This is a genomic window from Methylomonas sp. HYX-M1, from assembly GCF_040741385.1.
Taxonomy (GTDB): Bacteria; Pseudomonadota; Gammaproteobacteria; order Methylococcales; family Methylomonadaceae; genus Methylomonas; species Methylomonas rhizoryzae.
On record NZ_CP160405.1, the window covers coordinates 3023270 to 3048088 of the forward strand.

Consider the following 24819-nt stretch of genomic DNA (forward strand, 5'->3'; position numbering starts at 1 on the left):
CCAATGAAACAAGCTAACAGACAAACTAAGCAAAATTGCCGCATAATCATTCGATAGCTGTCAAACTTGTACCGGAACGGTAGTGTTAGATTTAATGGATTCATTGGTATTTCGTATTTTTGAAATAATTTGAATAAACGCAACAATATGCCAAGGCAAATCAAAGTAAGATAAACTTAAAAATGCTCCTCCAACAAAATAACCTATTAAAGTAACTTGAAGCATTCTAGCCAAAAAATTCACTGCTTCGTATTCAGATAATCCATCGGTATTCCTAATTAATTCTTTTAGCTTCTTCCAGCTAAAATAAAAAATGGATAAATACATTAGTAAACCTATCCAACCATGATCCGCCAACACACTAAAATAGATACTATGGGCCGCATGAACATCATTCGGATTTGGCGCATACATGGCAAAAGTAATCGGGCTCCAGGATTCAAACCCCAAACCTAGCAAATGGTTATTAGCAACATTAAATGCATATTCCCACGCATTGATTCTACCCATCGCTGAAGCATCGCTTTCATAGGTGTTAATAGTATTCATTCGTTCTTGCCAAGACTCCGGCATAAACATAAACAATAAAGCGACAGCTACTGAAAACAAGAGTCCGTAAATTATTTTCTTATCGCTTTTAAGCCAGAAGAATACCAATACAGCGCCAAAAGCAACTAGTGCTCCACGGGATTGGGTACCAATTGCGCCAATAAAACTTGAAACAATTGAAAAAATTAGAATATACTTTATAAATTTGTTATTATATATTTTATGCAAATAAACCATTATTGGTATTATCATCAGCGCAGCTACTGCTAATTCGTTATTTCCCTCAATAAAACTACCCGCAGGCCCCCATACTCGATAGCCACCACCGGTAAGAACGGTGAATACTCCGCCTTTTACTGAATAATATCCTATTGATAGCACAATAACACTCAACAACTGATTTAATTTATCCAAATCCGTTATCAGCATCAACGTCAAGAAAACAACCAACTGTATTTTAATTACTTTTATATATTGAGCCCAAGCATCCTCAAAAAAGAATGCAAATAACGTTGAAACCCCCATAAACAATACAAACGAAAACCATATAAAGATTATCGTATTTAATGGGGGTTTACGAACCTCCTTTGATACCAGCATTGACAGCATCAAAGTCAATGCGGTAATCTGCGCAAATGGCATACTAAATGCGAAACCGTATGTCAACCGATGGGGATTCATATAACTAAGCCAAGACCATAGCAATATACCGATATATGGCCGCCTTAACGTATACAAACAACCTATCAATACAATCGACGTAACTATAATATCACGCATAAATGGCAATATTAGCCTTATATAATTTACAAACCACCTTTCTGATAAAAACAAATCATCCTTGCCATAAATGGGATAGGAGATTTATCCCATGGCATCAATCTTGGTAATTGCCAAATATCGCTTTTTCTATCCGCAGTGGCAGATGCCGTAGACACCGCTGCTTTATAATTTGCATTTTTAACTATGTCCACATCGGCATTAGTGTAATCTAATTCAGGTTTTCCGTTTGGATAGGCGAAAAGAGAAATTTCTCTATTCAATAACCACTCTAAATAACGTTTATTATCGTTAATTTCCATTTTCGCTTGATCCGAATCTAATTTAGCTAGAATTGGATGATTAACTGTATGCCCACCAATATCCATGCCATTTTTGGAAAGCTCGACTACTTGGTCGTTAGTCATCATTAAATCATTTGGTAAATCACCACACTTTTCACCTATTAAGTCGCAATATTGTTTTCGCTTAACAAAGTCTAAATGTTTTATTTTTCTAATTATAGTTTGCGCTGCGTCATATCTTTCTTTTTCGCTATTTAATTGATAAACGCCCAAGTCTAAACTCTGTAAGTCTAAAACATTATTTGGAAAACATCTTATCGCTTCAATTATGGTATCGTTCCACATCCGTCCGCCATTTAAAAAACCACTAGCGACAAAAAATGTAGCAGATAATCCAAAGCTTTTCAAAATTGGAAATGCATTATTGTAATTATCAGCATATCCATCGTCGAAAGTAACGCAGACAGCACGGGAAGGTAATGAGCCTTGTTGTAAACGTTCTATAGCATCCGGTAAAGATAGAACAGTAAAATGCTTGGCTAACAATTCCATTTGCCAAGAAAATGCGGCCTTATCTATTTCGTCAGACCGCATGTAATCCGGTTTATCCAACACTCGATGGTAAATCAGAATGATTAATTTTTTTTGTTTTCCTGCTCCGCTAGCTAATGCAGCAAACGGCCTCATCAATTTTAATATAAGGTCATTTATCATTAATTTATTAACTAGATTGATAAGTTATCGTAACCATTCGACTATATGATTTTGCAAATCATCAACTTGATCTTCTTTCAGTGCAAAACCGCTAATCGTTGCTCCGACATCAATTACACTCTGCTTTGTACCCGACAATAACGGATGCCAATTTGGCAACGACTTCCCATCGGACAAGAGACGGTAGGCGCATGTGGATGGTAACCAATTATATGTAGAAAAATCATGTTGTTTGAGATCTATACATTCCGGCACACGCTCCGTGCGCTCATCGTAACAAGTGCACTTACAGGTCTTTAGATCGATAAAATTACAAACAACATTTGTAAACGCTATTTCCCCTGTTTCCTCATCTTCCAACTTTACTAAACAACATTTTCCGCAGCCGTCGCATAAAGACTCCCATTCGTCCATTGTCAACAGACTTAATGGCTTAGTCATCCAAAATTGATTCATGCTACTCAGGATTTATTTGTTTCAATTGATAATTTAATACTACCCAGGCTCCGAATATTGCTAATACCGAAGATAACATTAGCAATAAAACAAATTCTGAAAAGCCTAAGTATAAAAGTTGGAATGAACTATTGTATAAAGAGGATAGTTGCTCCACCGGTGATTCTAAAATTAGCAAGATAATCGTTACTATAAGCCATGCCGAAAAGCCTGCAATAAATCCTAGCCAAAATCCGGTATACAAAAACGGCCTTTGGATAAACGCGTGAGTTGCCCCTACTAATTTAGCAATGTAAATTTCTTCTCGACGATTATGTAATTCCAATCGGATTGTGTTTCCGGTAATAAATGTAACGGCAAATCCTAATAGAATTGCTACCAAGGATACACCCCGGCCGGCAATTTTGATAATTGCCTGCAAACGCTCAACCCATTGCATATCTATTTGTGCAAATTCTACTTCCGGCAGTTTTTGCATATCAACCAATAATTCGTTAATTTCTTTTATACCTTCTATTGAAACATTAGGGTTAATTTGAACTAAATGCGGTAATGGATTACTACTTATAATAGTCAGAGCTTCTCCAAACTCGCTATTGGCTTTGAATTCTTCCATCGCACGCTCTTTACTAATAAAATTCGCCACTCCAATACGAGTATCTTTTATTAATTGGTCGGCTAGTTTTTTACCCGCGACGTCTGATACGTCCTGTCTTAAAAACAAAGACATTTGATGGCTGGTTTGCAGAGCACCAGTAATTTGTTGCAAGTTTGCTACACCGATATAAAAGCATCCTGCTAATGCTATCGTTACAGCCAACACTAAAACAGTCATTGCCGAGGTTATCGGTTTACGACTGAGACGACCTAAACTGGAAAACAGGCCATGCGCATGATTTAAAACATATGCTTGGAATTTTTCAACCAAGCGATCTCCGGCGCGTTTGCGACGTATTTGCTTCATGATTAATTCGCGATTAAACGGCCTTTATCTAAATTCAACACTCGATAGTCCATTCGTTTTAATAATTCAAGATCGTGGGTTGCAATTAATACACTCACACCCACTTGCATAAACTGCTCAAACATTTGCATCATTTCTGCCGATAAATCCGGATCTAAGTTTCCGGTTGGCTCATCAGCTAAGATTAATTTCGGTTTATTAACAACTGCCCGGGCTATACCCACTCGTTGCTGCTCACCACCGGATAGCGACAAGGGATATTTACGCTCTTTGCCAAGTAAGCCAACTTTATCCAACGCCGCGCGCACCCGGCGGGAAATTTCTCGATGCGCATATCCGGAAACTATAAGCGGTAATGCGACGTTATCGAATACAGTTCTATCGTTAAGCAATTTGTAATCTTGAAAGATCAGCCCTAACTTTCGCCTTAAATAAGGAATCTTTCGTTCATTAGCCCTACTTATATCGGTTCCGTCAAAAATCAGATTACCACGCGTGACTTGTTCCATCATGGCGACCAACTTTAACAAGGTACTTTTTCCGGCTCCTGATCGCCCAGTCAAAAAAGCGAACTCTCCCGCTTCCAGCGTAAAGCTAACGTCGATTAGCGCATCGCCGGCATCAGAATAACGTTTGTAAACGTGGTCAAATCGCAGCATTTCGTTATTCTGAAACAAACAAAGCCTCTACAAAGGCTTGGGCGTCGAAATCTTGCAAATCGTCGATTCCTTCGCCTACCCCGATGAAACGTATTGGAATCTTCAATTGGTTAGCCAACGCAAAAATTACCCCACCTTTGGCCGTACCATCCAATTTGGTTAATGCCAAACCGGTTATACCTACCGCATCATTAAACAAGCGTGCTTGCGATAAGGCGTTTTGACCCGTTCCGGCATCCAGCACCAATAAAATTTCATGCGGAGCGCTCGCATCAAGTTTAGCCATAATTCGTTTTATTTTCGCCAATTCATCCATTAAATTGGATTTGGTGTGTAATCGGCCGGCTGTATCCGCTATCAAAACATCGATTTGTTTGGCCTGAGCGGATTGCAAGGCGTCAAAAATGACCGATGCGGAATCGGCACCGGTATGTTGCGCCACGACTGTTACATGGTTTCGTTCGCCCCATGTTTGCAATTGTTCAACGGCAGCTGCCCTAAAGGTGTCTCCCGCCGCCAACATCACGCTTTTTCCCTGCGCTTGTATGCGGTGAGCCAGTTTACCGATAGAAGTAGTTTTACCCGCCCCATTTACCCCGACAACCAAGATAACAAAAGGCCCCGGCTTATCGATAAGCTGTAATGGCGCACTGCACGGTTGCAACATATCGAACAATTTTTGTTTCAACGCAATGCTCAGTTGCCCCGGATTTTTTATTTGTTCATCCGATAAGTTATCGCGCAAATATCGTACAATCTGGGCAGTAGTTTCCAGGCCTAAATCCGCCATCAGCAAACTGGCTTCGACATCGTCCAAGATTTCCTGAGTCAGTTTGTTTTGCGCCAAACCCAAGTGACTAAACACATCGCCGATACTGCTTCGCGTCTTTTTTAATTGGGTGCGCAGTCTGAAATAGAGTGGCTCTGCGGATTCGGGCTGCTTTTCAGCCTCATAATCGATAGCCCCTACGTCGGTTTCAAGCGCTTGCTCTAATACCGCCTCGCTATCCGTGTGCGACGATAAGCTATAACGACTGAAGAACAGGATGCCGAACAAAGGTAACGCTATCAACGCCGCGCCTATATCGTGAGTCAAACTCAGCAGCAACGGGACACCGTGCTTGACGCTAAAGATACCGGTAACCACTTCTACCAATAACAGTGCACTGAGCAAAACCCCGCTCCGCCGGACTCCGGTTGGGTTGGTTTCCGAGGTTGCCGACAACATCGCAACCGATAACATCAAAAATGTAAGCAGCCCCCCCATTCTATGCAACGCATGAATGGCTTGTTTACCGGCGGCCGACATATCGCCGGCTGAGCCTATGGCAAGATTGAACCCGTCTGCAATTGTGCCGTTCGGAAGCCATTCACCCTGACAGCGCGGAAATTCCTGACAAGCTAATGCTGCATCGTTGGCATTAACCCAAGTACCCAGCCAAATTTGAGCAAACACTATCAACAGCGCAACCAGACTGATTCCGATAGGGCCGTTAGTCATATCCCTTCGTCTGGCAGTCGAATGCGTTCGCAGCAACAACCAAACTGCGTTCCAAGCAATAACATAAGTTGTCATTATTAACGCAGTTGTGATAATCGGCATTGCGCCGGTTTTTACTACCAACATCTCTAGTGCCGACGCCACTAGCGCAAGAGTTACAATAGCCGCTGAAAATCCTAATGCCGGCTTACGCTCCTTCGCTCCGAGCAAGGCCGATAACGACAGCAGTATTGCCGTCAAAAGCAAGCCGCCCAATAGGTATCGAAACGCCATCGCTTTCCATGCCTTTGTCGAGTCCGAAGGTGTGCCAGGATGCGATTCGCTGCCGGCTGTCGGAATATCGCCAAACAAAAAACTCCCGTAACAGGTAGGCCAATCAGGACAACTCAAGTCCGCATTGGAATATCGGACGTATGCGCCCGTTAAAATGGCAAGAAAGGCCAGCATCGTGCAAGCCCACGATAATTTTCTAAACATGATTAACCAATTTGTGAAATTCTAAGGAGTTTGCTCAAGTCGTCGCGAACCTGATAAGGATCGTAACCCGCCGAATAATGCATCATTAAATTTCCTAAAGGATCCATAACCAGCAATACTCCCGGTTCACCTTGCGGCAAACGCTTTAATAAGAGTTGTAGTGATTCGTTCGGGATTGCTTTTAATAAGCGCAAATCGCTAGCCCAAGGATCGCTCATCGGCTGTTCGAAAGGTCGGTAGATCAACGCGAGGCGTCTGATTCGGGCAATGTCTTTTCCCATCATCAAGGTTATTTGCTGGGTTTTATATAAACCTTGCTGACAGCCCTCATTGCAACCTTCGTTAGGCAACAAATTTATTAACACCCAATGGCCTTGCAGTTCTTTCAAGTGTTCCGCCGAAAATTCGTCGAAGCCGGAAAATTGATCCGGCGCGGTCACAAGCGGCGGGTTAATAAGAGTGCCGTGATTGGTACCTAACTGTACGGCATTCGGATGTTTCGCCAGGTAAAAGGCAATGCCGAAAGGAATCACCGACATCGCAAATATGACGAGTATCGTTAGCCGATTTTTTTGTAGCCGTTTATCCACTGCGTTGTCTGAAAATTGTCCAAAGATAAAGCGCAGTTAAGGTCAGCGCTAAAATAAACCATTGTACTGCATAGCCGATGTGTTTTTCAGGCGGCATGTCGTTAACGGTTTTCCATACTCTCAAGTAGCCATCCGAGTCGTCGGCAGACAGCTCTAATTGAAACGGCAATAGGCGGTAACCCAGCGTATTCGTCAGCACTTCGGCGTCTACGAGTTGTAAAACCGACGGCCAGGTAGCTGAGGGTGTTTCAGCACCGGCCAATTTATAGCCTACGCCCGGAAAGCGATTCACTCGAGCTCTAACGGTTCTATCGTTTTGGCTTACGCTAATTTGCGGGAGGCTATTTCTATTTCCGTCCGGCAAAGCCAGCCAACCTCGATTGACTAAAACCGCGCAATCGCAATCGGCAATAATTAACGGGGTTAAGACAAAATACCCCGGTTTGCCGTTATGAATCTGATTGTCCAATAGAAATTGATGCGCGAAATCGTAACGGCCGCGGACAACAGCTTGTCTATATCGTATGCGCTCCGGCTCGCTATGCGTTAACTCGGAGAAACTTAATGGCGATAGTTCTTGAGCAGCCATTAAATGTTGTTGCAACTGTCGCTTTTGCTCCGCTCTATCCAGTTGCCAAAAACCCAACCGGCATAACACCACGCTTAAAGCCAGGTACAATAAAAGACCGGGCCACTTTATCGAAAAACTATGTCCGAACAAATTAAGCTGCATGCTTTCTTTTTATTAAGATTTAAGGGAAATTACCCAAAAAGCGGCCCCTTTTAGCCAACTCGGTAAAAAATGATTGAATATGAGTATTAAATTGATCGCTCTGGTAATTTTCGGCGGCATAGTCATCAGCCTTGGTATTGCACTGTTTCACTTGGTGAAAGGCAAAGACGCCGAAGAATCGCGTAAGACAGCGCAAGCACTGACATTTCGCATTGGCCTCTCTTTAGCTTTATTTGTATTGCTGTTCCTAGCTTACGCCAGTGGACTGTTTCGCCCGAGTGGCATCGGCACTCGAATGCAACTTTCGCACGACAACGCTATTAGCGAAACTAAAAAATAAAAGCTCGGGCAAAAAAAAAGCGCGAGCCTTACGACTCGCGCTTTTTCTATCGCGCCGAATTACAGCAGATAAACGAATACAAACAATCCCAGCCATACTACGTCAACGAAGTGCCAATACCAAGCGGCCGCTTCGAATGCGAAGTGATTTTCCGGTTTGAAATGACCTTTCCAGCTTCGAAACAGCACCACCGACAAAATGATGGCTCCAACACAAACGTGGAAACCGTGGAAGCCGGTTAGCATAAAGAAGGTTGAACCGTAGATCCCGGAGCCCAAAGTCAAGCCCATCTCATGATAAGCCTCATAATACTCACTGGCTTGCAAAGCCACGAACAAAAAGCCTAAGCCTACTGTCGCCAGAAGGCCTTTAAGCAACTGCTGGCGATTTTGCGCCAACAATCCGTGATGCGCCCAAGTACAGGTCACACCGCTGGTCAAAAGAATCAACGTGTTTATAAAAGGTAAACCAAAAGCACCCATAGGCTCGAAATCACCGCCGACTTTACCCGGACCATTGGTAGGCCAACCGCCTTCGAACGCAGACCACAACACGTCGTGAGTCGCACGGCCGGGGCCGCTATCGAAACCCGTTTCACCCAACCAAGGCACGGACAGGTTCCGGGTATACCAAAGCGCACCGAAAAACACCGCGAAAAACATCACCTCGGAAAAGATGAACCACATCATCCCCATACGGTAGGAAATACCCACACCATGGTTATACATGCCGGATTCGCTTTCAGTTGCCTGCAAGGCGAACCAAAAAGCCAACATTGCAATAAATGTCGCAAAGCCGACCATCATCATGCCGGAGCCTATAGACGCTCCGTTGAGATAGTTAGCGAAACCCGCCAACATCAGCATTAAGCCCCCCGTAGCCAAAACAGGCCACACGGCTTTATGCGGGATGTAATAAGCGTCATTCGTAGACATAGCCTTCCCCTCTATTTAGTTTTGATATCGTAAGTTCTGTCAAAAAACGTGTAAGACAACGTGATTGTTTTATAGCGCTCCGGCAACTTTGGGTCCACCACGAAACGGACCGGCATCACTTTTTTTTCCTGTGCTTGGAAAGTTTGCAATTCGAAGCAAAAACACTGCACCTTTTTAAAAAACTCTTCCGCCAAACCGGGACTGATGCTGGGTATGGCTTGCGCCTTTATGGCACCGGGCAATACGTTCTTCGCAAAAAAATTGACCGTGTAATATTGCCCGGGACGCACTTTGAGGCTGCGGGTTTCAACGCTGAAATCCAGCGGTGTCGATTCGTTTACCGAAGTGATGAACTCGACCGTAATCTCCCGCTTGTCGTCGACCTCGAACGCGGTATCCGCCTCTTTTGCTTCCTGCAATTTGACGTTTTGCCCGGTAATCTCACATAGCACGTTATAAATCGGTACTAGGGCATAACCGAATCCGAACATCAACACGGCAACCATGACTAACTTCTTCGCTAGCTTATAGTTGCGATGTTGCAGTTCATCGCTCATTGCGAGGTGGCCTTAATTACCGCCATGATGTAAATGGCCAAAGCGATTGCGGCCAATAACACCGCGGTCAATATGTTTTTTTGTTTGGTATCCATAATTGCCGGTCCCCGAAGCGGGCGATTATCATCGACACGCACGGGGATGTTTATCCAGTGAAAAAGCCCGCTTAAAAATGTTCGGTTGGAATCACTTCAGGGGGGGTAGTGAAGGTATGGTAAGGAGCCGGTGACGGCACAGTCCATTCCAAGCTATGTTTGCTGGCATCTTCCCATACTTCGTCGGTGACTTTTTCACCGGTACCGCCGCGGATGGTATCAATCACGACATACAAAAACAGCAACTGGCTGAAACCGTATATGAACGCGCCGATACTGGATACCATATTCCAATCCGCAAACTGGATTGCGTAGTCCGGAATCCGGCGAGGCATACCCGCCAAGCCTAGAAAATGCTGCGGAAAGAACAGAATGTTCACCGAAATGGCAGACAACCAGAAGTGCAATTTGCCTATTTTTTCGTTGTACATATTGCCGGTCCATTTAGGCAACCAGTAATAAGCGGCCGCCTGCAAGATAAAAATGGAAGCCGGTACTAAGGTGTAATGGAAATGGGCAACAATGAAATAGGTATCGTGGTATTGAAAGTCGACAGGAGCGACCGACATCATCAAGCCGGTAAAGCCGCCCATGGTGAACAGCACGACGAATGAAATCGCGAACAGCATCGGCGTTTCGAAAGTCATGGAGCCTTTCCACATCGTAGCGGTCCAGTTGAACACTTTCACCCCGGTCGGAATCGCAATCAGCATCGTCGCATACATAAAATACAACTCGCCGGCAATAGGCAGACCGACGGTGAACATATGGTGTGCCCAAACGATGAACGACAGGAAGGCAATCGCGCCGGTGGCGTAAACCATGGATGAATAACCGAACAACGGCTTACGGGCAAATACCGGAATGATGGTGGAAGCTACCCCGAAAGTCGGCAGAATCATCACATACACTTCCGGGTGGCCGAAAAACCAAAAAATGTGTTGATATAAGACCGGGTCGCCGCCGCCGGCCGCATCGAAAAAGCTGGTCGCAAAGAATTTATCGGTTAACAACATGGTTACCGCACCGGCAAAAACCGGCATGATCGCGATCAACAAGAACGCGGTGATCAACCAAGTCCATACGAACAACGGCATTTTCATCAACGTCATGCCTGGCGCGCGCATATTGAAGATGGTTGCGATGACGTTGATGGCACCCATGATGGAGGAAATACCCAACAAGTGCACGGAGAAAATCGCGAACGGAAAGGCTTTACCGGTTTGCAGCACCAACGGCGGATACAGCGTCCAGCCGGAAGCCGGGGCGCCGCCCTCCATGAATAAAGTACTCGCCAACAACAACACCCCGGCTACCAACATCCAGAAGCTCATGTTGTTCATCCGCGGCAGCGCCATATCGGGCGCACCTATCATCATCGGAATCATCCAGTTGGCCAAACCGACGAACGCCGGCATGACAGCGCCGAATACCATCACCAAGGCGTGCATGGTGGTCATGGAATTAAAGAACTGCGGGTCGACGAACTGCAATCCGGGCTCGAATAACTCCGAACGGATGATCAAGGCCATCGTACCGCCAACAAAGAACATCACCAACGCGAAAACTAAATACAGCGTACCGATATCTTTATGGTTGGTGGTAATTACCCACCTTAAAGGCCCTTTCATCGGACCGTGATCGTGGTGATCGTGGTGATCATCATGTTCAGCTACAACAGCAGACATAGTTTCTTACCTCAACAAATATTGAAAAATGGTTTAAACGACGGGTATGAAAACTTATTCATCGTCATCCCATTTAGGAGTGATTTGGTTGGGTTGAATTTCATCACCCACACTATTGCCGATATCAGGCGAGTTGCGGATATAAGTAATCAATTCCGCCAATTCGTTGTCGGGCAGTTTGCGGAACGCGGGCATTTTGCTGGTACCGGCTTGAATAAATCCAATCAACTGATCCATGTTTCCGGTAACTTTTGCACTGGCGCGTAGCGCGGGATACCAGCCGCTGATGCCCTTGCCGTCGATTTGATGGCAAGCAACGCAATTTTTCAAGTAAACGGATTCGCCTTTGGTCATCAACACGGAACGGCTTTCTTCGCTCAAGTCGACCGGTTTGTTTTGCTTGTCTAAGGTCTCTTTAACCCAAGCGTCGTAGCGGTCTTGTTCCATTGCAATCACGACTACCGGCATAAAGCCGTGGTCGCGTCCGCATAACTCGGTGCACTGACCGCGGTAAACGCCGGGATTTTCGACATAGGTCCAGGCCTCGTTGATGAACCCGGGGTTAGCATCTTTTTTCCAGCCTAAATCAGGCACCCACCAGGAGTGAATCACATCGGCAGCGGTAAATAGGAAACGGATTTTCTTTTTCGTCGGAATAACCAAAGGTTTATCGACATTCAGCAAATAGTTGGCAACCGTACGCGGGTCCATATCGCTGACGCGGTGAACCTTTTCGCTCGCTTCGTCCAGATGGCTTTCGAAATGAATACCGTTATCCAAATATTCGTAGTCCCAGTACCATTGTTTACCGGTGACTTTAATCGACATATCGGACTCTTGGACCTTATCCAGATCGATCACCGCTTTGGTCGCCGGTATCGCCATGCTGACCAGGATTAAAGTCGGGATGATGGTCCAAATGATTTCTACGGTGGTGTTTTCGTGAAAAGTGGCTGCTTGATGTCCTTTCGACTTGCGGTGATGAAATATCGAGTAAAACATGGTGCCGAACACACCGATGCCGATAAATACGCAAATCCAAAGGATCAGCATGTGTAAGTCGTACAACTCATGACTGAGTTGAGTCACCCCTTGCACTAGATTAAGTGTGTAGTCCGCGTGCGCAGCTTCAAGGCTTAAGGCCGTTAAAACCAAACAGGCGAGCAGTTGCTTTGTTTTCTTCACGGAGCAGCCTCCTCGATTGTAGTTATAAACTTGTATGCGTAAATTCTTATTCTTGATTTTCAGCCTGCAATCGGGCAGACAACGCTTCCTGGTAGTAAAAATATCACAAGATAACCTGCAAATTTTAACCCATCGGTGTTTCTTAAACCAGAGGAGCTTTTCCCTTAGGTCCAATTTCCACAAAAAAAACCCGCGAATTACAAGTAATCGCGGGTTTTTGTTTCTCAATATAAAATAATATTTTTACTTTAAGACGGCAGAATAGCCTTTGTCGAAGGTTGGTATGTGTTTATCCAACCAGGATTTAACCATTTGCCCGACGTCATCGGTCACATCCGCCTCGCCTGCATGAAATTTCTTCTGGAGATCCGCACAGATACCCACCAAAGCATCGTGTTCGGCTTTGTGGGCATCGAAACCGGCGTAACCGGCCGCCTGCATTTCTTTTTCTTCATGCGCGAAATGATCGACCACATAGGCAATCAACGCATCCAGCGAACTGCCGATAGTCGACCGAGCTGCCCCACCGATCGCATCATCGTACAATTTATTCAATAATCCGAACAAAGTTTGGTGCTCCTGATCGGCAAACCCTACGTTGGTTCCATATTGCTCAGCAGTCCAAGTGATCAATGCCATTGCGTACCTCCGCAAAAATTGTTGTTATGGAAGTTGCATTTTCGACATTATTCGGGAGGTAACTTTTGATCTAAATCAATAAATTATGTCGGTCAAACTTAAGTGCTCGGCAAGTTCCCCGAAATTGGCCGTCCGTTGATGGGGCAACACCCCCAGCAAAGGCGCGTCGAGACGGCTGTGTAAATATTCCAAATTCGCGTTGAACGCCGGCATGTCGACATCCAAAGTAACCGCTATCCATCCGGCCAAGCGCAGGTTGGCCAATTTTACCGCCTGCGCGCTTAAGCAAGCGTGGTTGATACAACCCAGCCGCATACCGACCACCAAAATTACCGGCAATTGCAAAGCAAGCGCCAATTCGGCGTTATCCAGCGCCGCGCCTAGCGGCGAAAGCCAACCGCCCGCGCCTTCTACAACCACCCAATCGACACGCCCGGCTAATTCGGCATAGCAGCTTTGCAACACTTGCAGATTTACCGGGGTAGTGCCGCACGCGATGTGCGGCGAAACCGCTAACTCGAAGGCATAGGGATTGACTTTTTGATAATCCAGCGCGGCGGTACCGAAACGCTGCAGCAACAACGCGTCCCGATTCTTCCAACCGCCTCCATCCCACTGGCAACCGGCCGCTACCGGTTTAAATCCGGCCGTCGTATATCCTTTTGCCCGCAATGCCAGCAGCAAGGCAATGCTGGACCACGTCTTGCCGACGTTGGTATCCGTACCGGTTATAAACACCCCCGCGGCCATGGTTAGCGCTCGGCCGCCGCGAACAAAATTTCGTAACTGGCCACGATTCCGGGCTCCGTCATCAGAGCCTGATAGTGCTCTATCATGGCATTCAATCGGGCTTTAGTGGTGATTGTCCGTATTGGCGCTTGCTTGATTTGATTCGCGCCCAAACCTTTTAACTCATGCATCAAAACATCGACGCCGGGATAGCGGGACCGGTAAAGGACGGATTGTACGCTCACCCGCTCAAATCCTGCACCAGCCAGTAACGCTTCGGTCTGCACCGCGCTCGGAAAGCTATTGACGTGACGACCGGCATCCACCCGCGCCCAGGCCGCCTTGAGCTCCCGCAAGGTGTCTTGACCGAAAGTGGCGAATACCAACCGTCCGGACGGCGTTATCACCCGGCGCAGCTCGGAGAATGTCGCCGCCAGATCGCCGACCCATTGCAACGCCAAATTGGAATAAATTTGTTGAAAACTGTTGTCGGCAAAAGGCAAACGTTGCGCGTCGGCGCAGACATAACCGGCGTTCCCGAGCGGATATTTGCCGCGCGCCGTTTGCAACATAGGCATCGCAATGTCCAACGCCAACAACTGCTCCGCCCCACCGCCCGTCAACATACGCCCGGTCAAAAATCCCGTCCCGCAGCCCAAATCCAAGCAATTACCCGGACCGGCCTGCAGTGGGTAACGCCGCATCAATTCCAAACCGACCTCGCGCTGCAGGGTCGCTAAGCGGTCGTAACGGCTTGCGGCCACGGCAAAAGAGCGCGCGATTCTGACATTGTCGGATACAACGCCTTTCATAAATGACTCACGATTAGTTCGACCAGCTCATCCGCATGGGTCAAGAAAGGTAAATGCCCCGCCGACGCTAAAACGCTCACCTGCAATCTTGGATTCAGTCGTTTTAGTACTGTCGCGCAGGCAACCGGAATCAAAGTATCTTTATCGCCGAATATCAAGGCGGTCGGCACCTGATTTTGCAAGAGAAAACCGCGCAAATCGGCAGATTTCAGTATTTGCAATCCTATTGCTAATGCGGCATCCGCCGCAGCCGGGCATTCCTGCAACGCTTGTTTCAGAACATTCAAGAGCACTTTACCGTGGGGTAAACCATTAACCTGCAAGGCTAAAAATCGCGTCAAGGTTTGCTGCACGTCGCGCCTAAGCAAATCGGCAAAAGCCTCCAGGGTATCCGGCCTGATGCCCGGCCAATCGTCGGCTTGTACAAATTTCGGATTGCCGGCCAGCACCACCACTTTATCGACGCGTTCCGGGAAACGCTCGGCCATCGCCATGACAAGTGTCCCACCCAAGGACCAGCCAAGTAAATGGCACGACCGCTCCGGAATGGCCCGCATCAGCACCTCGCAAATCTCGTCCAAATCCGTTGCGCCGCACATCGCGCTGCGGCCGTGCCCCGGCAGGTCCAGACAAATGACTCGGTAACGTTGGGCCAAGCGTAAGGCGAAATCCCGCCACACGCCGCTGTGCATCGCCCAGCCGTGCAGCATAACCAACGGTGGGCCGTTACCGTAAATTTCGGAATAAACTTGCGTCATGTCAGCGACCGGCTTAAAGCCTCGAGCAAGGCGTCGATGTGCTGGTCCCGGTGTGGCGCGGATAAGGTAATCCGCAGGCGGGCAGTACCGTCCGGGACGGTAGGCGGCCTGATCGCCGAAACCCAAAAACCCTGTTGCAGCAATTTGCCGCTGACGGCGCTAGCGAGCCGGCTGTCGCCCAATACAACCGGCTGTATCGCCGTTTCGGACGGCAACACGTTCAGATTCAACTGCGCCGCACCGGTGCGAAAACGGCGGATCGATGCGTGTAAACGTTCGCGCCGCCATGCTTCGGTTTGCAACAATCGCAAACTGGTTCGGGTCGCTTCGGCCACTGCGGCCGGCAGCGCCGTGGTAAACACATAGCTGCGCGCTTTTTGCAGCAACAATTCGATCAGATCGGCAGAACCCGCGACAAATGCGCCGAAAGTACCGAACGCCTTGCCCAAGGTTCCCATCAATATCGGCAATTGTTGCTGGCCGAGATCGAAATATTCGGCCACGCCGCCGCCCTTGACCCCCAACACGCCGAAACCGTGGGCGTCGTCTATCAGCAATCCGGCCTGATATTTGTCGGCCAGATCGACTAAGCCGCGGACGTTGGCGATGTCGCCGTCCATGCTGAACACCCCGTCGCTAACCACCAGCGTTCGGCCGCCGGCAGCTTGCAGCCTGCGACTCAAATCTTGTAAATCCGCATGCCGGTAGCGCTGAAAGCGCGCTCCGGACAACAGCCCGCCGTCCAGTAGCGAGGCATGATTCAGCCTGTCCTCTAAAACACTGTCGCCTCGCTGCAGCAAACCGGCGATCACACCGATGTTGGCCATATAACCGGTCGAGAACAACAACGCCCGTTCGCGGCCGGTGAATTCGGCCAATTCTTCCTCCAAAGCGTGATGCGCCGCGGTATGTCCGCAGATCAAATGCGCGGAACCGCTACCTACGCCGTAGCGTTCAGCCGCCTGCTGAAACGCGGCAATCACTTCCGGATGATTCGCTAACCCTAGGTAATCGTTGCTGCAAAAATTGACGACCGACTTACCGTCAACGATGACATCGACGCCTTGCGGACCATCCGAAATTCGGCGCGCCCGCAACAAGCCGGCGTCGCGCAATTGGTGCAACTGCGGGGCGAAATGGTAAAACGGGTTGCTCATTCAGGCGTAGCTGGAACCGCCCATCCGCAATCCCAAGCGATCGAACAACTGCCGGTCGCTATTCGTCATCGGATTATCGGTGGTCAACAGCTTATCGCCGTAGAAAATCGAATTGGCGCCGGCCAGAAAACACAAGGCTTGCATTTCGTCGCTCATGTCTTTACGCCCGGCCGATAAGCGCACCCGCGCTTCCGGCATCATGATGCGGGCAACCGCAACGGTTCTGACGAACAGCAAAGGATCCAGCGTATCGGTGCCGTACAAAGGCGTACCTTGCACTTGCACCAGCATGTTGATCGGCACGCTTTCCGGATGTTTGGGCATATTGGCTAATTGCAACAACAACTTAGCCCTATCGGTTTCGGACTCGCCCATGCCGACGATGCCCCCGCAACAAACATTGATGCCGGCGGCGCGCACCCTATCCAAAGTATCCAAACGGTCTTGGTAACTGCGGGTGCTGATGATTTCGGAGTAATAATCCTCCGAGGTATCCAGATTATGGTTGTAATAATCCAAGCCGCCGTCTTTTAACGCTTGGGTTTGCTTATCGCTCAACATACCCAAGGTCACGCAGGTTTCCATGCCCAAAGCCTTGACGCCTTTGACCATTTCCACCACTCTTTCGATGTCGCGGTCTTTGGGGCTACGCCACGCCGCACCCATGCAGAAACGCGAAGCACCTTGCGCTTTGGCCCGCTCGGCGGCTTGCAATACGTCGGCAACCGGCATCAGCGCCTCCGGATGCAAGTCGGCATCGTAACGGGCGCTTTGCGGGCAGTAACCGCAATCTTCCGAGCACGAACCGGTTTTAATGCTTAACAAGCTACTGACCTGTACTTCGTTAGGGTCGAAAAACCGCCGGTGCACGCTTTGCGCTTCGAACAGTAAATCGTTAAACGGCAAAGTGAATAAAGCTTCGACTTGTTCCAAACGCCAATCGTGGCGGACGAATGCGTCGACTTGAATACGTTCCTGGCGGGCGGTCATCTGCTAATCTCCGAATTGATGCAAAGCGCGCAAGCGCACTTAACAACTTTTTATACCAATAAAAGTGAACAACTGGCTAAATATTATACAGAAGAAATTGCTGCCGCCGCGCTGTATCTTTTGCGAAGCCGAAGGATACGCGGATTTCGACCTGTGTGCGGTCTGTGCCGGTCAGTTGCAAAACAATTCGCCGTGCTGCCCCCGTTGCGCACAACCTTTCGAGGCCGGGCAGCCGGATGAAATAGTGTGCGGCCGCTGTATCGCCAGCCCGCCATGGTTCGACGCCGCCTATGCACCTTATCTGTACGACGAATACCTGCAACACTTGATCACCGGACTCAAATACCGACAGCGCATTGTGCATGCTCGCCTGCTGGGCCGGCTATTGGCCGCACACGTCGGCACCCAGGCAAACAGGCCGGATTGCTTGATACCGGTTCCCTTATACCCGCAGCGCTACCGCGAGCGCGGTTTTAATCAAGCACTGGAAATTGCTCGGGTGATAGCGCGTGAGCTGGATATCGCCTTGGATATTTCCGGCTGCATCCGCGTGCGCGATACGGGTCATCAAACCGGCTCGACGGCAAGACAGCGGCGCAAAAATTTGCGCGGCGCGTTCGAACTGCGCACACCGCTGCCTTACCACCACGTGGCTATTGTCGACGACGTGATGACTACCGGCGCGACGGTCAACGCGTTAGCCGCCAGCTTGAAACGGGGCGGCGTGAGCAAAATAGACGTTTGGGTTTGCGCCCGCGCTTGAGACAGGCGAGCACTGGACAGCGCAATTTCGCTTGGTATGCTGCCGGCAATAATTCCGCGGGAGGTGAAAATGGGTCCTTACTATAGAAACACTTCGCAAAGCACCGGCGCCTTTTTCGACGCCTTTTATCAACACCCCATGCTCATGCTGCTGTTGGTGGCCGCCACCAGTCTGATTGGCGTTTATTTGTGGCGAAAAAGCCGGCCGTAATTACGACTCCAGGGTTAAGTGCGGGTAACACATGCTCAAGCCTACCCTTTGCGGCTTGCAACCTTCTTCTCACTACGGACGTTTATGACGCAGCGCTGAAACGAGAGTTGCTACTTTTAAGGAACATGGCCATTCCTAAAAGCAGGCGGCGTGCTCGCATTTGGAAAAGGAGAATGGGTCGCAGAGGAGTAGCATTAAATGAAGACGACAGGAACCGGGCGTATCGTGCTTTGGCGCGGCGGGAGTCTGTGGATCGGTCGAGCTGGAGAGCCGACGGATTTCCATTCCCATCATGCAATCCAGATTACGTTGCCGCTCTCCGACGGCGGAGTGCGGTTTCGACGCCCCAACGCAAACTGGAGCGTCTATCGAGCGGCGATCATCGCTGCGCACCGGCCCCACGCATTCGAAGCACGCGGCGAATTTGTGGCAATGATCTTTGTTGAACCGGAGTCCCGTGAGGGACGGGCACTACACCAGCTATGTCAAGGCGAACCGATTTCATCGTTGGCCTATGAAATGCTGGAGCTTGAACTGAACGCTCTGGCCGCCTCCTATAACGGGGTCGCCCGCGATTCGGAACTCATCACCCATGCTCATTCGGTGACTGCCAAGCTTGCCGCCATGAGTACGGTTCCGGTGTTACCACTGGATAAGCGGATTGAACAAGCGTTGGAACTTCTGCGCGAGCGTATAGCTGATGCGGTTCCGCTCGCCGAAATTGCCGATGCCACCTGCCTCTCTCCCGATCGCTTTCGCCATCTCTTCATCGAGCAAACCGGCATGCGGTTTCGGCCTTACGTGCTGTGGCTGCGCATCGAAATCGCGCTCACGGCATTTGCGTCTGGCAGAAATTTGACCGAGGCCTCGCATGCCGGCGGATTTGCAGACTCCGCGCATTTTTCGCGGACTTTCAAGCGCATGTTCGGGATTGCGCCTTCCAGCTTCGAGCGCGAATAGCCGTTTCGTTCAAGCGGGAGCTGATGTGAGCCCGTAGACTAGGCTCCACATCAACTCAATTTGACAGGAAACCACTCATGAACGCTCTTGAACTCAGAATTCCTCCCGTCGCTTTTTCACTTTTCATGGTAGGCGCAATGTGGCTTGCATCAGCGCAGTTTCCGTTTATGTCCTTCACCATACCCGGGCGTCTTGTCATATCGGTTGCATTGTGCGGTCTGGGCATCGCCTTCGCTGTTGCCGGCGTCGTTGCATTTCGTGCGGCCAAAACAACGGTTAATCCGGCGCGACCGGGTGCCGCGTCTACCTTGGTTAGCTCGGGCCCCTATCGTTTCAGCCGGAACCCCATGTATGTCGGCTTCTTATTCGCACTAGGTAGCTGGGCATTCTTTCTCGCGCATGTCCTGGGATTCATCCTGTTGCCGGCGTTTGTTATCTATATGAATCGCTTTCAAATTTTACCCGAGGAACGAGCGCTGTCTTCAAAGTTCGGCAAACATTTCCACACCTACACGCAATCCGTTCCGAGGTGGCTATGAGACATGACTCGACGGCCACTAAATCTACACATTCGATAGCAGGCGTCAAAATGGCGTATCTCGCAGGCATCATCATCGCCACATTGGTTTCGTCGTTCGCGACACTCGTCGGCTTGGACAAAAAACGTAGTTTCTACCCAACCGTGCTGGTCGTGATTGCATCCTACTACGGATTGTTTGCGGTGATGACTGGCTCGACCCTGGCCGTCCTTAGCGAGGCTGCCGTGATGGTCGGATTTTTCGGTGTCACCGTTCTTGGTTTCAAACGCAATTTGTGGTTTGTCGTGGCGGCGTTAGTCACCCATGGCCTATTTGATTTCTTGCACGACCATCTCATTGCCAATCCAGGCGTACCCCATTGGTGGCCAATGTTTTGCCTTGCCTACGATGTGGTGGCAGCCTGCTATCTCGCCTATCTGTTGCGGCGTTCAAGACTCATTGCAAATGCGCGTTGAAGGCGCTCAAGAGAACCCGACTTGGGTAGGAGTGCTATCCATGCATATTCGAGCGCAGCATAAGACATCGGTGGAGCGCGAATAACCGCGCAAATTCAGGTCCTGGCGTAGCCAGTGAAGCCCTCGCATATTAACGCTCGACTTTTTCGCTGTCCGTCGATCGACGGTCATGGAGAACAAATGAAGTGTCCCGCCTTGATGAGAATCACCGGTTTCGCGATAGTTCTGCTTGCCGCGTTAACGTCCTACAGGCAATTTTACCTCGGCGCAGCAACCACTCGCGCCAACATCGTTGAACTGAAGAAGAATGCGCTCATCCTACCGGCTCCGAAAGATCGGCGTTTACGCCCTTTGATCGTCATACTTGCCGACAATGGCGGTACAGAAACCACCGATTTTGTCATCCCTTACGGGGTGTTAATGGAATCCGGCGCAGCCGATGTGGTGACGGTTTCGACAGAGCCCGGCACAGTTGAGCTGACGCCCGCTTTGCGGATACGTGCGGATATGACGATAAGGCAATTCGACGAATCAACCGCGGTCGGAGCGGACATTCTGATTGTGCCCGCCATGGTGAGAGCGGAAAATCCGGTACTGCTGGACTGGGTGCGGTTCCAGTCCGAAAAGGGTGCGACAGTAGTGTCGATTTGTGAAGGCGCACGCATTATCGCGCATGCAGGTCTACTTGAAGGCAAAGCGGCGACCACACACTGGTCGGGTTTGCAGGAAATGGCAGCAGCATTTTCCGGTACGACATGGGTGTATAACCAACGCGTCGTTATTGACGGACAGGTGATGACCACCACGGGTATCAGCGCTTCGCTGCCGGCATCGTTGGTGCTGGTCGAGGCGATTGCCGGTCGGCATACCGCCGATCTTACCGCGCGACGGCTGGGCCTGAGCACTTGGCACATCGATCACGATACGTCTGCGTTCTCTTTAACCGCAGAGCGCATCTTTCTAGCATTCGGCAATTGGCTCGCCGTGTGGCGACACGAAGCTGTCGAAATGCCAGTTGACCGCGGTTTCGATGAGATTTCCGCGGCAATCATGGCGGATGCCTGGTCCCGAACCTTTCGTTCCGAAGCATTGGCGACGAATGTAAACGGCGTAGTGCGTTCTCGCCACGGCTTGCTCATGGAAACCGAGACAGACTCCGCACCGGGTCGATTTGTCCTGCCCGTTTATACGGGCACTCCCGCTCACGCACTGGATGCAGTAATTGAAGCTATTGCCGGACGTTACGGTGCGCCGACTGCCGATTTTGTGGCCCTGCAATTCGAATATCCGCGGCGTTAGTCCAGACTGCTCTGCACAAGGGAGTAGTGAAAATGTCATTTAGCTCGCCGAAAGCTGATAATTGCTTGGGCCGAAGGTTACTGAAACTGGCGATTTTGGATAATTACCCGGACCAGCGGTTTTGCTGCAGACGCTGAAAAATCCGCAAGTGGTACAAATCCCTGTTTTCAAATAGCTATATGACGTTTTTATACAGCCTCGACCGAATGCCCCTACCCGTTCGTTAACAACAAGCTCCCTCGGCTTTGCCGGCCGCATTGGCAATAGAAGGCGCGCAATCGAACAAACCGAAATGCTGGGTTTTATCGCCAATAATTTGAAAATGCTCGGCATAGCGGCTGCCGGCCAGCATGTCCGCGGTGTTGCCGCACACCCTGAGCGGCCGGCCGGTTTCGAAATGGTGGTGATCGTCCAATTCGAACCCATGCGGATGCTCGGCAATGCTGCCTAGATAAACCGCGATTTGGCCGAAATCTTCGCAGCGGTCTTCCAGCGGCAGTTTGAACGCGCGCACGGTCACCGAATGGAATTTCACCATGCCGATTTTGGCGTAAACCTCGGGATCGTCCAGGCTGACGGGATTTTGCTTGACCGTGCGGACGTCCGGACAACCCAGATCCTGCAGGATGCGGCGAAAATCCTCCCAATACAACGCCCCCCCCAAACATTCGCCCAGCAACAACGGATCTTGCCGCAACTGCGTCGGAATCCGCCGATCCGCGAACACGTCGGAAAAATACAATTCCCCGCCCGGTTTCAACACCCGAAAGATTTCCGCCAGCACCTTGGGCTTTTCCGGGGATAAATTGATCACGCAGTTAGACACCACCAGGTCTATGCTGTTATCGGCTATAGCCACGGTGCGCAAGTTTTCGATATGGCCGTGCAGAAACTCGACATTAGCATATCCGTATCGGGCGGCGTGCCAATCGCGGTGGCGGACCGCCACCTCCAATTGTTCCGGCGTCATGTCCACGCCTATCACCCGGCCTTGCGGCCCGACCAATTTGGACAACAAATAGCAATCCCGGCCACTGCCGCAACCTAAATCCAGTACCGTGACGCCCTGCAAAGCCGGCGGCAACGGCGAGCCGCAGCCGTAAAATCGCTCCAAAACTTCAGGGTGCACATCGGCCAGCAAGGCTTTCAGATACGGCGACAGTGCCTCTATGCTGCAACAAGCACTGGTTTTAAGATCGCTGCCGGATTGCAAGACCTGCCCGTAATAGTAACGAACCGATTCGCTGATATCTATGTTACTGGTCATCGCACTTACCTCAATCTCGTTGATTTGACCCGGCCGACCAATACTGAAAAACCAAGCCTATAGCCGCGCTATGGTAACGTCAGCCGCCGCCCGGCGGCAATGGCGGAAAGCTTGCACCGTTTTAGCTTTGCCGCAGTTGCGTGGGGTATTGCAATGCCTGACTATGGACTTTGATTAACACCCGGTCAACTGCAATTGCGTGACCATGGCTAAGCCTAAGCAACCGCTCTCAGCCTTGCAAGTCGGCCGATCCAATCACGGGACATGGCTTGGGATTTACCCGAATAGCTTAGCCGCGCATTTCCCGCCGCCTTGAACGTTGGCCTGGACTTATGGACCGAAGTTTCCGAGAATTTTACAAGGCCCGTGACTCAACTACTGAACCCCGCCCATCAATCAGGCTTGTGCTTGTAAGCCCGACATGCCACGTAAGCGTGAATTCTAAGCCTAGCGTTCGAGGTAACCGGCGGCCGGAGCGCAAAGCGCGGAGGAAACCGGCAAGTGTAGCTTGCCGGCTGACCGAAAGGTTATGCATGGCTACCCAAACGTGCTTTGTAGTTCTTTAAAGACCTCTTCTGCTTTTGTCGCCTGCCACACGGTGAAAACTACGCCACCAAGTGCGAAAAGAAACCCAAGATGCATTGGGAGCCAAGTCTGGGCATCACAAGCGACACCTAAGAGAACCATAAGAAAGCCGAGGACAACGCCGCCAATACAACCCAGCAGCCTACCCCAATTATTCCGGAAAGACGGTATGGCATACATTTTGGCTGTGATGTCATAGACCAACCCTGCTCCGATGAGCATAAACGAGAAGTGAGCAAAGCTCTCAAACGAGCCCGCCGGAAATTTGGCAAAGTTGAGTAGCCACAAATAGGCGCAACCGAGGATGACCCAAATGGCGATTACAAACAATTTCTTCGTAAGCAACTAAACCTCCTTTTTGATTATCAATTGGGGAAACCGTAATTGCCTGGCTTGGCAAAATGGCAGTAGCGGGAGGCAGACGATGCATAACGGCAGCCACACTGTCCGCGTTGATGGCGTTGTTAGACCACACTTGTCGAGACCAGCATAAAGTCGTCTTTCGACACTGTTTTCACAGCCCGCAGGCCGAGGTCCAAATTGAGGCGACCCAGGCAACGAGCGCCGCACCATATATGAGAACAGTTGCATTATCGTGTTTGATCAGACCCTTCGCGACCTTTCGTCCACGGAACACGCCTGTGCCCACCCCTAACTCATCCTCGATCTTCCGCCCCCGACTTATGAGGTCGTCATGTAGCTGCGAGTTGCGAAGCTCATAGACAAGCAAGCCGACCGTAGCTGCGAGCCCAAGGATTGCAAAAAGTAACCGAAGCCCAGGAGAAAAATATTTCGTAGAGTCACCTCCACTAAATACTGTGGCCAACGAGACGAGAGATATTGTTGGCACCAACGCGAATAGTTTAAAGCGCACGTCTACCAGCATTCGCCAGGTCGTGCAGGTTTGTTCATAAAGCTTTAGCAGGAGATCACGATCTTCGGGTGTTCCTTTGTATGCGAGCAATGTCGACAGATCCGTGGTCTTATATGCTCGGTCTTCGCGATCGGCCATAGCTTTTTCCGATAAAGGAAAGTGTGGTCTAACTAAAATTAGCCATCCTAAATGACGCAAAACAATCCGTCATCCGGTTGGCTAAAAAAATTAAAAATCGATAAAATAACTTTAATTTCATATAGTTATTAAAATTT

At 49.6% G+C, this 24819-nt stretch carries 28 protein-coding genes; 7 read left to right on the forward strand and 21 right to left on the reverse strand.

From position 1 onward, the window contains the following. Nucleotides 1–60 precede the first annotated feature (60 nt). From AB0A83_RS13615 to AB0A83_RS13650, 8 genes are read right to left on the reverse strand one after another with little or no spacing between them, the layout of a single operon-like run. Nucleotides 61–1329, reverse strand: a complete 1269-nt coding sequence (locus AB0A83_RS13615; RefSeq protein WP_150049288.1) for a putative O-glycosylation ligase, exosortase A system-associated — start codon at nucleotides 1327–1329, stop codon at nucleotides 61–63. Nucleotides 1330–1355: 26 nt separating this feature from the next. Continuing rightward, nucleotides 1356–2327: a polysaccharide deacetylase family protein gene (locus tag AB0A83_RS13620; protein WP_367154470.1), complete on the reverse strand. Its 972-nt coding sequence runs from the start codon at nucleotides 2325–2327 to the stop codon at nucleotides 1356–1358. Nucleotides 2328–2351: 24 nt separating this feature from the next. Then, nucleotides 2352–2783, reverse strand: a complete 432-nt coding sequence (locus AB0A83_RS13625; RefSeq protein WP_150049292.1) for a YcgN family cysteine cluster protein — start codon at nucleotides 2781–2783, stop codon at nucleotides 2352–2354. Nucleotide 2784: 1 nt separating this feature from the next. Then, entirely contained in the window at nucleotides 2785–3747 is a 963-nt protein-coding gene (ftsX, locus tag AB0A83_RS13630) for a permease-like cell division protein FtsX (protein ID WP_150049294.1), read from the reverse strand. Nucleotides 3748–3749: 2 nt separating this feature from the next. Next, nucleotides 3750–4406: a cell division ATP-binding protein FtsE gene (gene ftsE, locus AB0A83_RS13635; RefSeq protein WP_150049296.1), complete on the reverse strand. Its 657-nt coding sequence runs from the start codon at nucleotides 4404–4406 to the stop codon at nucleotides 3750–3752. A 4-nt stretch (nucleotides 4407–4410) separates the two neighbouring features. Then, a complete protein-coding gene (ftsY, locus tag AB0A83_RS13640) occupies nucleotides 4411–6384 on the reverse strand; it encodes a signal recognition particle-docking protein FtsY (protein ID WP_367154473.1) in 1974 nt (657 codons plus the stop codon). 2 nt (nucleotides 6385–6386) lie between these two features. Beyond that, nucleotides 6387–6974: a hypothetical protein gene (locus tag AB0A83_RS13645; RefSeq protein WP_150049300.1), complete on the reverse strand. Its 588-nt coding sequence runs from the start codon at nucleotides 6972–6974 to the stop codon at nucleotides 6387–6389. Then, the gene (locus AB0A83_RS13650) at nucleotides 6967–7707 is read right to left on the reverse strand and encodes an SURF1 family protein (protein WP_150049302.1); all 741 of its coding nucleotides are present in this window, start codon (nucleotides 7705–7707) and stop codon (nucleotides 6967–6969) included. Before AB0A83_RS13650 ends, AB0A83_RS13645 begins: the two co-directional genes overlap by 8 nt. A 79-nt stretch (nucleotides 7708–7786) precedes the next feature. Here AB0A83_RS13650 and AB0A83_RS13655 point away from each other — a divergent pair, with 79 nt between their 5' ends. Next, nucleotides 7787–8047: a twin transmembrane helix small protein gene (locus tag AB0A83_RS13655; protein ID WP_150049303.1), complete on the forward strand. Its 261-nt coding sequence runs from the start codon at nucleotides 7787–7789 to the stop codon at nucleotides 8045–8047. A 59-nt stretch (nucleotides 8048–8106) separates the two neighbouring features. Here the strand turns inward: AB0A83_RS13655 and AB0A83_RS13660 are convergent, their stop codons facing one another. From AB0A83_RS13660 to bioB, 10 genes are all read right to left on the reverse strand, one after another. After that, complete coding sequence (locus AB0A83_RS13660; protein WP_150049305.1) at nucleotides 8107–8982, reverse strand: cytochrome c oxidase subunit 3; 876 nt, start codon at nucleotides 8980–8982, stop codon at nucleotides 8107–8109. Nucleotides 8983–8993: 11 nt separating this feature from the next. Further along, nucleotides 8994–9539 carry a cytochrome c oxidase assembly protein gene (locus AB0A83_RS13665; RefSeq protein ID WP_150049307.1) on the reverse strand — a complete coding sequence of 182 codons (546 nt, stop codon included), beginning with the start codon at nucleotides 9537–9539 and terminating at the stop codon, nucleotides 8994–8996. A gap of 166 nt (nucleotides 9540–9705) precedes the next feature. Next, complete coding sequence (ctaD, locus tag AB0A83_RS13670; protein WP_150049309.1) at nucleotides 9706–11322, reverse strand: cytochrome c oxidase subunit I; 1617 nt, start codon at nucleotides 11320–11322, stop codon at nucleotides 9706–9708. Between the two features lie 54 nt (nucleotides 11323–11376). Then, the gene (coxB, locus tag AB0A83_RS13675) at nucleotides 11377–12507 is read right to left on the reverse strand and encodes a cytochrome c oxidase subunit II (protein WP_150049311.1); all 1131 of its coding nucleotides are present in this window, start codon (nucleotides 12505–12507) and stop codon (nucleotides 11377–11379) included. A 243-nt stretch (nucleotides 12508–12750) separates the two neighbouring features. Continuing rightward, a complete protein-coding gene (locus AB0A83_RS13680; protein ID WP_150049313.1) occupies nucleotides 12751–13146 on the reverse strand; it encodes a bacteriohemerythrin in 396 nt (131 codons plus the stop codon). 75 nt (nucleotides 13147–13221) lie between these two features. Further along, on the reverse strand, nucleotides 13222–13896 hold the full coding sequence (gene bioD, locus AB0A83_RS13685) for a dethiobiotin synthase (RefSeq protein WP_150049315.1): 675 nt from the start codon (nucleotides 13894–13896) through the stop codon (nucleotides 13222–13224). 2 nt (nucleotides 13897–13898) lie between these two features. Beyond that, entirely contained in the window at nucleotides 13899–14687 is a 789-nt protein-coding gene (gene bioC, locus AB0A83_RS13690) for a malonyl-ACP O-methyltransferase BioC (RefSeq protein ID WP_367154474.1), read from the reverse strand. Then, complete coding sequence (bioH, locus tag AB0A83_RS13695; protein WP_150049319.1) at nucleotides 14684–15445, reverse strand: pimeloyl-ACP methyl ester esterase BioH; 762 nt, start codon at nucleotides 15443–15445, stop codon at nucleotides 14684–14686. The genes bioC and bioH overlap by 4 nt, the downstream gene beginning before the upstream one ends. After that, nucleotides 15442–16602: an 8-amino-7-oxononanoate synthase gene (bioF, locus tag AB0A83_RS13700; protein WP_367154475.1), complete on the reverse strand. Its 1161-nt coding sequence runs from the start codon at nucleotides 16600–16602 to the stop codon at nucleotides 15442–15444. Before bioF ends, bioH begins: the two co-directional genes overlap by 4 nt. Then, complete coding sequence (gene bioB, locus AB0A83_RS13705) at nucleotides 16603–17592, reverse strand: biotin synthase BioB (RefSeq protein WP_150049323.1); 990 nt, start codon at nucleotides 17590–17592, stop codon at nucleotides 16603–16605. A gap of 64 nt (nucleotides 17593–17656) precedes the next feature. On the opposite strand from bioB, the gene AB0A83_RS13710 reads away from it, so the two are divergent. From AB0A83_RS13710 to AB0A83_RS13735, 6 genes are all read left to right on the forward strand, one after another. Then, nucleotides 17657–18355, forward strand: coding sequence for a ComF family protein (locus AB0A83_RS13710; RefSeq protein ID WP_150049325.1), 699 nt, complete (start codon nucleotides 17657–17659; stop codon nucleotides 18353–18355). Nucleotides 18356–18424: 69 nt separating this feature from the next. Further along, a complete protein-coding gene (locus AB0A83_RS13715) occupies nucleotides 18425–18565 on the forward strand; it encodes a hypothetical protein (RefSeq protein ID WP_190303142.1) in 141 nt (46 codons plus the stop codon). Between the two features lie 198 nt (nucleotides 18566–18763). Continuing rightward, complete coding sequence (locus AB0A83_RS13720; protein ID WP_367154476.1) at nucleotides 18764–19525, forward strand: helix-turn-helix transcriptional regulator; 762 nt, start codon at nucleotides 18764–18766, stop codon at nucleotides 19523–19525. Between the two features lie 77 nt (nucleotides 19526–19602). Then, nucleotides 19603–20064: an isoprenylcysteine carboxylmethyltransferase family protein gene (locus tag AB0A83_RS13725; RefSeq protein WP_150049329.1), complete on the forward strand. Its 462-nt coding sequence runs from the start codon at nucleotides 19603–19605 to the stop codon at nucleotides 20062–20064. A gap of 50 nt (nucleotides 20065–20114) precedes the next feature. Then, entirely contained in the window at nucleotides 20115–20519 is a 405-nt protein-coding gene (locus AB0A83_RS13730) for a hypothetical protein (protein WP_367154477.1), read from the forward strand. A gap of 198 nt (nucleotides 20520–20717) precedes the next feature. Further along, the gene (locus AB0A83_RS13735) at nucleotides 20718–21818 is read left to right on the forward strand and encodes a DJ-1/PfpI family protein (protein WP_367156167.1); all 1101 of its coding nucleotides are present in this window, start codon (nucleotides 20718–20720) and stop codon (nucleotides 21816–21818) included. Between the two features lie 223 nt (nucleotides 21819–22041). Here the strand turns inward: AB0A83_RS13735 and AB0A83_RS13740 are convergent, their stop codons facing one another. The 3 genes from AB0A83_RS13740 to AB0A83_RS13750 form a co-directional block, all read right to left on the reverse strand. Continuing rightward, entirely contained in the window at nucleotides 22042–23085 is a 1044-nt protein-coding gene (locus AB0A83_RS13740) for a methyltransferase domain-containing protein (protein ID WP_150049333.1), read from the reverse strand. A gap of 537 nt (nucleotides 23086–23622) precedes the next feature. Continuing rightward, the gene (locus tag AB0A83_RS13745; protein ID WP_150049335.1) at nucleotides 23623–24015 is read right to left on the reverse strand and encodes a hypothetical protein; all 393 of its coding nucleotides are present in this window, start codon (nucleotides 24013–24015) and stop codon (nucleotides 23623–23625) included. Nucleotides 24016–24184: 169 nt separating this feature from the next. Continuing rightward, nucleotides 24185–24682: a hypothetical protein gene (locus tag AB0A83_RS13750; protein ID WP_367154478.1), complete on the reverse strand. Its 498-nt coding sequence runs from the start codon at nucleotides 24680–24682 to the stop codon at nucleotides 24185–24187. Nucleotides 24683–24819: the final 137 nt, after the last annotated feature.

Bases quoted from the DNA above. Each gene is read 5' to 3' on its own strand.
- AB0A83_RS13740 (WP_150049333.1), bottom strand. From the start codon at position 23,085: ATGACCAGTAACATAGATATCAGCGAATCGGTTCGTTACTATTACGGG.
- AB0A83_RS13665 (WP_150049307.1), bottom strand. From the start codon at position 9,539: ATGAGCGATGAACTGCAACATCGCAACTATAAGCTAGCGAAGAAGTTA.
- ctaD (WP_150049309.1), bottom strand. From the start codon at position 11,322: ATGTCTGCTGTTGTAGCTGAACATGATGATCACCACGATCACCACGAT.
- ftsY (WP_367154473.1), bottom strand. From the start codon at position 6,384: ATGTTTAGAAAATTATCGTGGGCTTGCACGATGCTGGCCTTTCTTGCC.
- AB0A83_RS13655 (WP_150049303.1), top strand. From the start codon at position 7,787: ATGAGTATTAAATTGATCGCTCTGGTAATTTTCGGCGGCATAGTCATC.
- AB0A83_RS13660 (WP_150049305.1), bottom strand. From the start codon at position 8,982: ATGTCTACGAATGACGCTTATTACATCCCGCATAAAGCCGTGTGGCCT.
- AB0A83_RS13715 (WP_190303142.1), top strand. From the start codon at position 18,425: ATGGGTCCTTACTATAGAAACACTTCGCAAAGCACCGGCGCCTTTTTC.
- AB0A83_RS13680 (WP_150049313.1), bottom strand. From the start codon at position 13,146: ATGGCATTGATCACTTGGACTGCTGAGCAATATGGAACCAACGTAGGG.
- AB0A83_RS13720 (WP_367154476.1), top strand. From the start codon at position 18,764: ATGAAGACGACAGGAACCGGGCGTATCGTGCTTTGGCGCGGCGGGAGT.
- bioF (WP_367154475.1), bottom strand. From the start codon at position 16,602: ATGAGCAACCCGTTTTACCATTTCGCCCCGCAGTTGCACCAATTGCGC.
- AB0A83_RS13620 (WP_367154470.1), bottom strand. From the start codon at position 2,327: ATGATAAATGACCTTATATTAAAATTGATGAGGCCGTTTGCTGCATTA.
- AB0A83_RS13750 (WP_367154478.1), bottom strand. From the start codon at position 24,682: ATGGCCGATCGCGAAGACCGAGCATATAAGACCACGGATCTGTCGACA.
- AB0A83_RS13730 (WP_367154477.1), top strand. From the start codon at position 20,115: ATGGCGTATCTCGCAGGCATCATCATCGCCACATTGGTTTCGTCGTTC.
- ftsX (WP_150049294.1), bottom strand. From the start codon at position 3,747: ATGAAGCAAATACGTCGCAAACGCGCCGGAGATCGCTTGGTTGAAAAA.
- bioD (WP_150049315.1), bottom strand. From the start codon at position 13,896: ATGGCCGCGGGGGTGTTTATAACCGGTACGGATACCAACGTCGGCAAG.
- bioC (WP_367154474.1), bottom strand. From the start codon at position 14,687: ATGAAAGGCGTTGTATCCGACAATGTCAGAATCGCGCGCTCTTTTGCC.
- AB0A83_RS13735 (WP_367156167.1), top strand. From the start codon at position 20,718: ATGAGAATCACCGGTTTCGCGATAGTTCTGCTTGCCGCGTTAACGTCC.
- AB0A83_RS13650 (WP_150049302.1), bottom strand. From the start codon at position 7,707: ATGCAGCTTAATTTGTTCGGACATAGTTTTTCGATAAAGTGGCCCGGT.
- bioH (WP_150049319.1), bottom strand. From the start codon at position 15,445: ATGACGCAAGTTTATTCCGAAATTTACGGTAACGGCCCACCGTTGGTT.
- AB0A83_RS13625 (WP_150049292.1), bottom strand. From the start codon at position 2,783: ATGAATCAATTTTGGATGACTAAGCCATTAAGTCTGTTGACAATGGAC.
- AB0A83_RS13615 (WP_150049288.1), bottom strand. From the start codon at position 1,329: ATGCGTGATATTATAGTTACGTCGATTGTATTGATAGGTTGTTTGTAT.
- bioB (WP_150049323.1), bottom strand. From the start codon at position 17,592: ATGACCGCCCGCCAGGAACGTATTCAAGTCGACGCATTCGTCCGCCAC.
- AB0A83_RS13725 (WP_150049329.1), top strand. From the start codon at position 19,603: ATGAACGCTCTTGAACTCAGAATTCCTCCCGTCGCTTTTTCACTTTTC.
- ftsE (WP_150049296.1), bottom strand. From the start codon at position 4,406: ATGCTGCGATTTGACCACGTTTACAAACGTTATTCTGATGCCGGCGAT.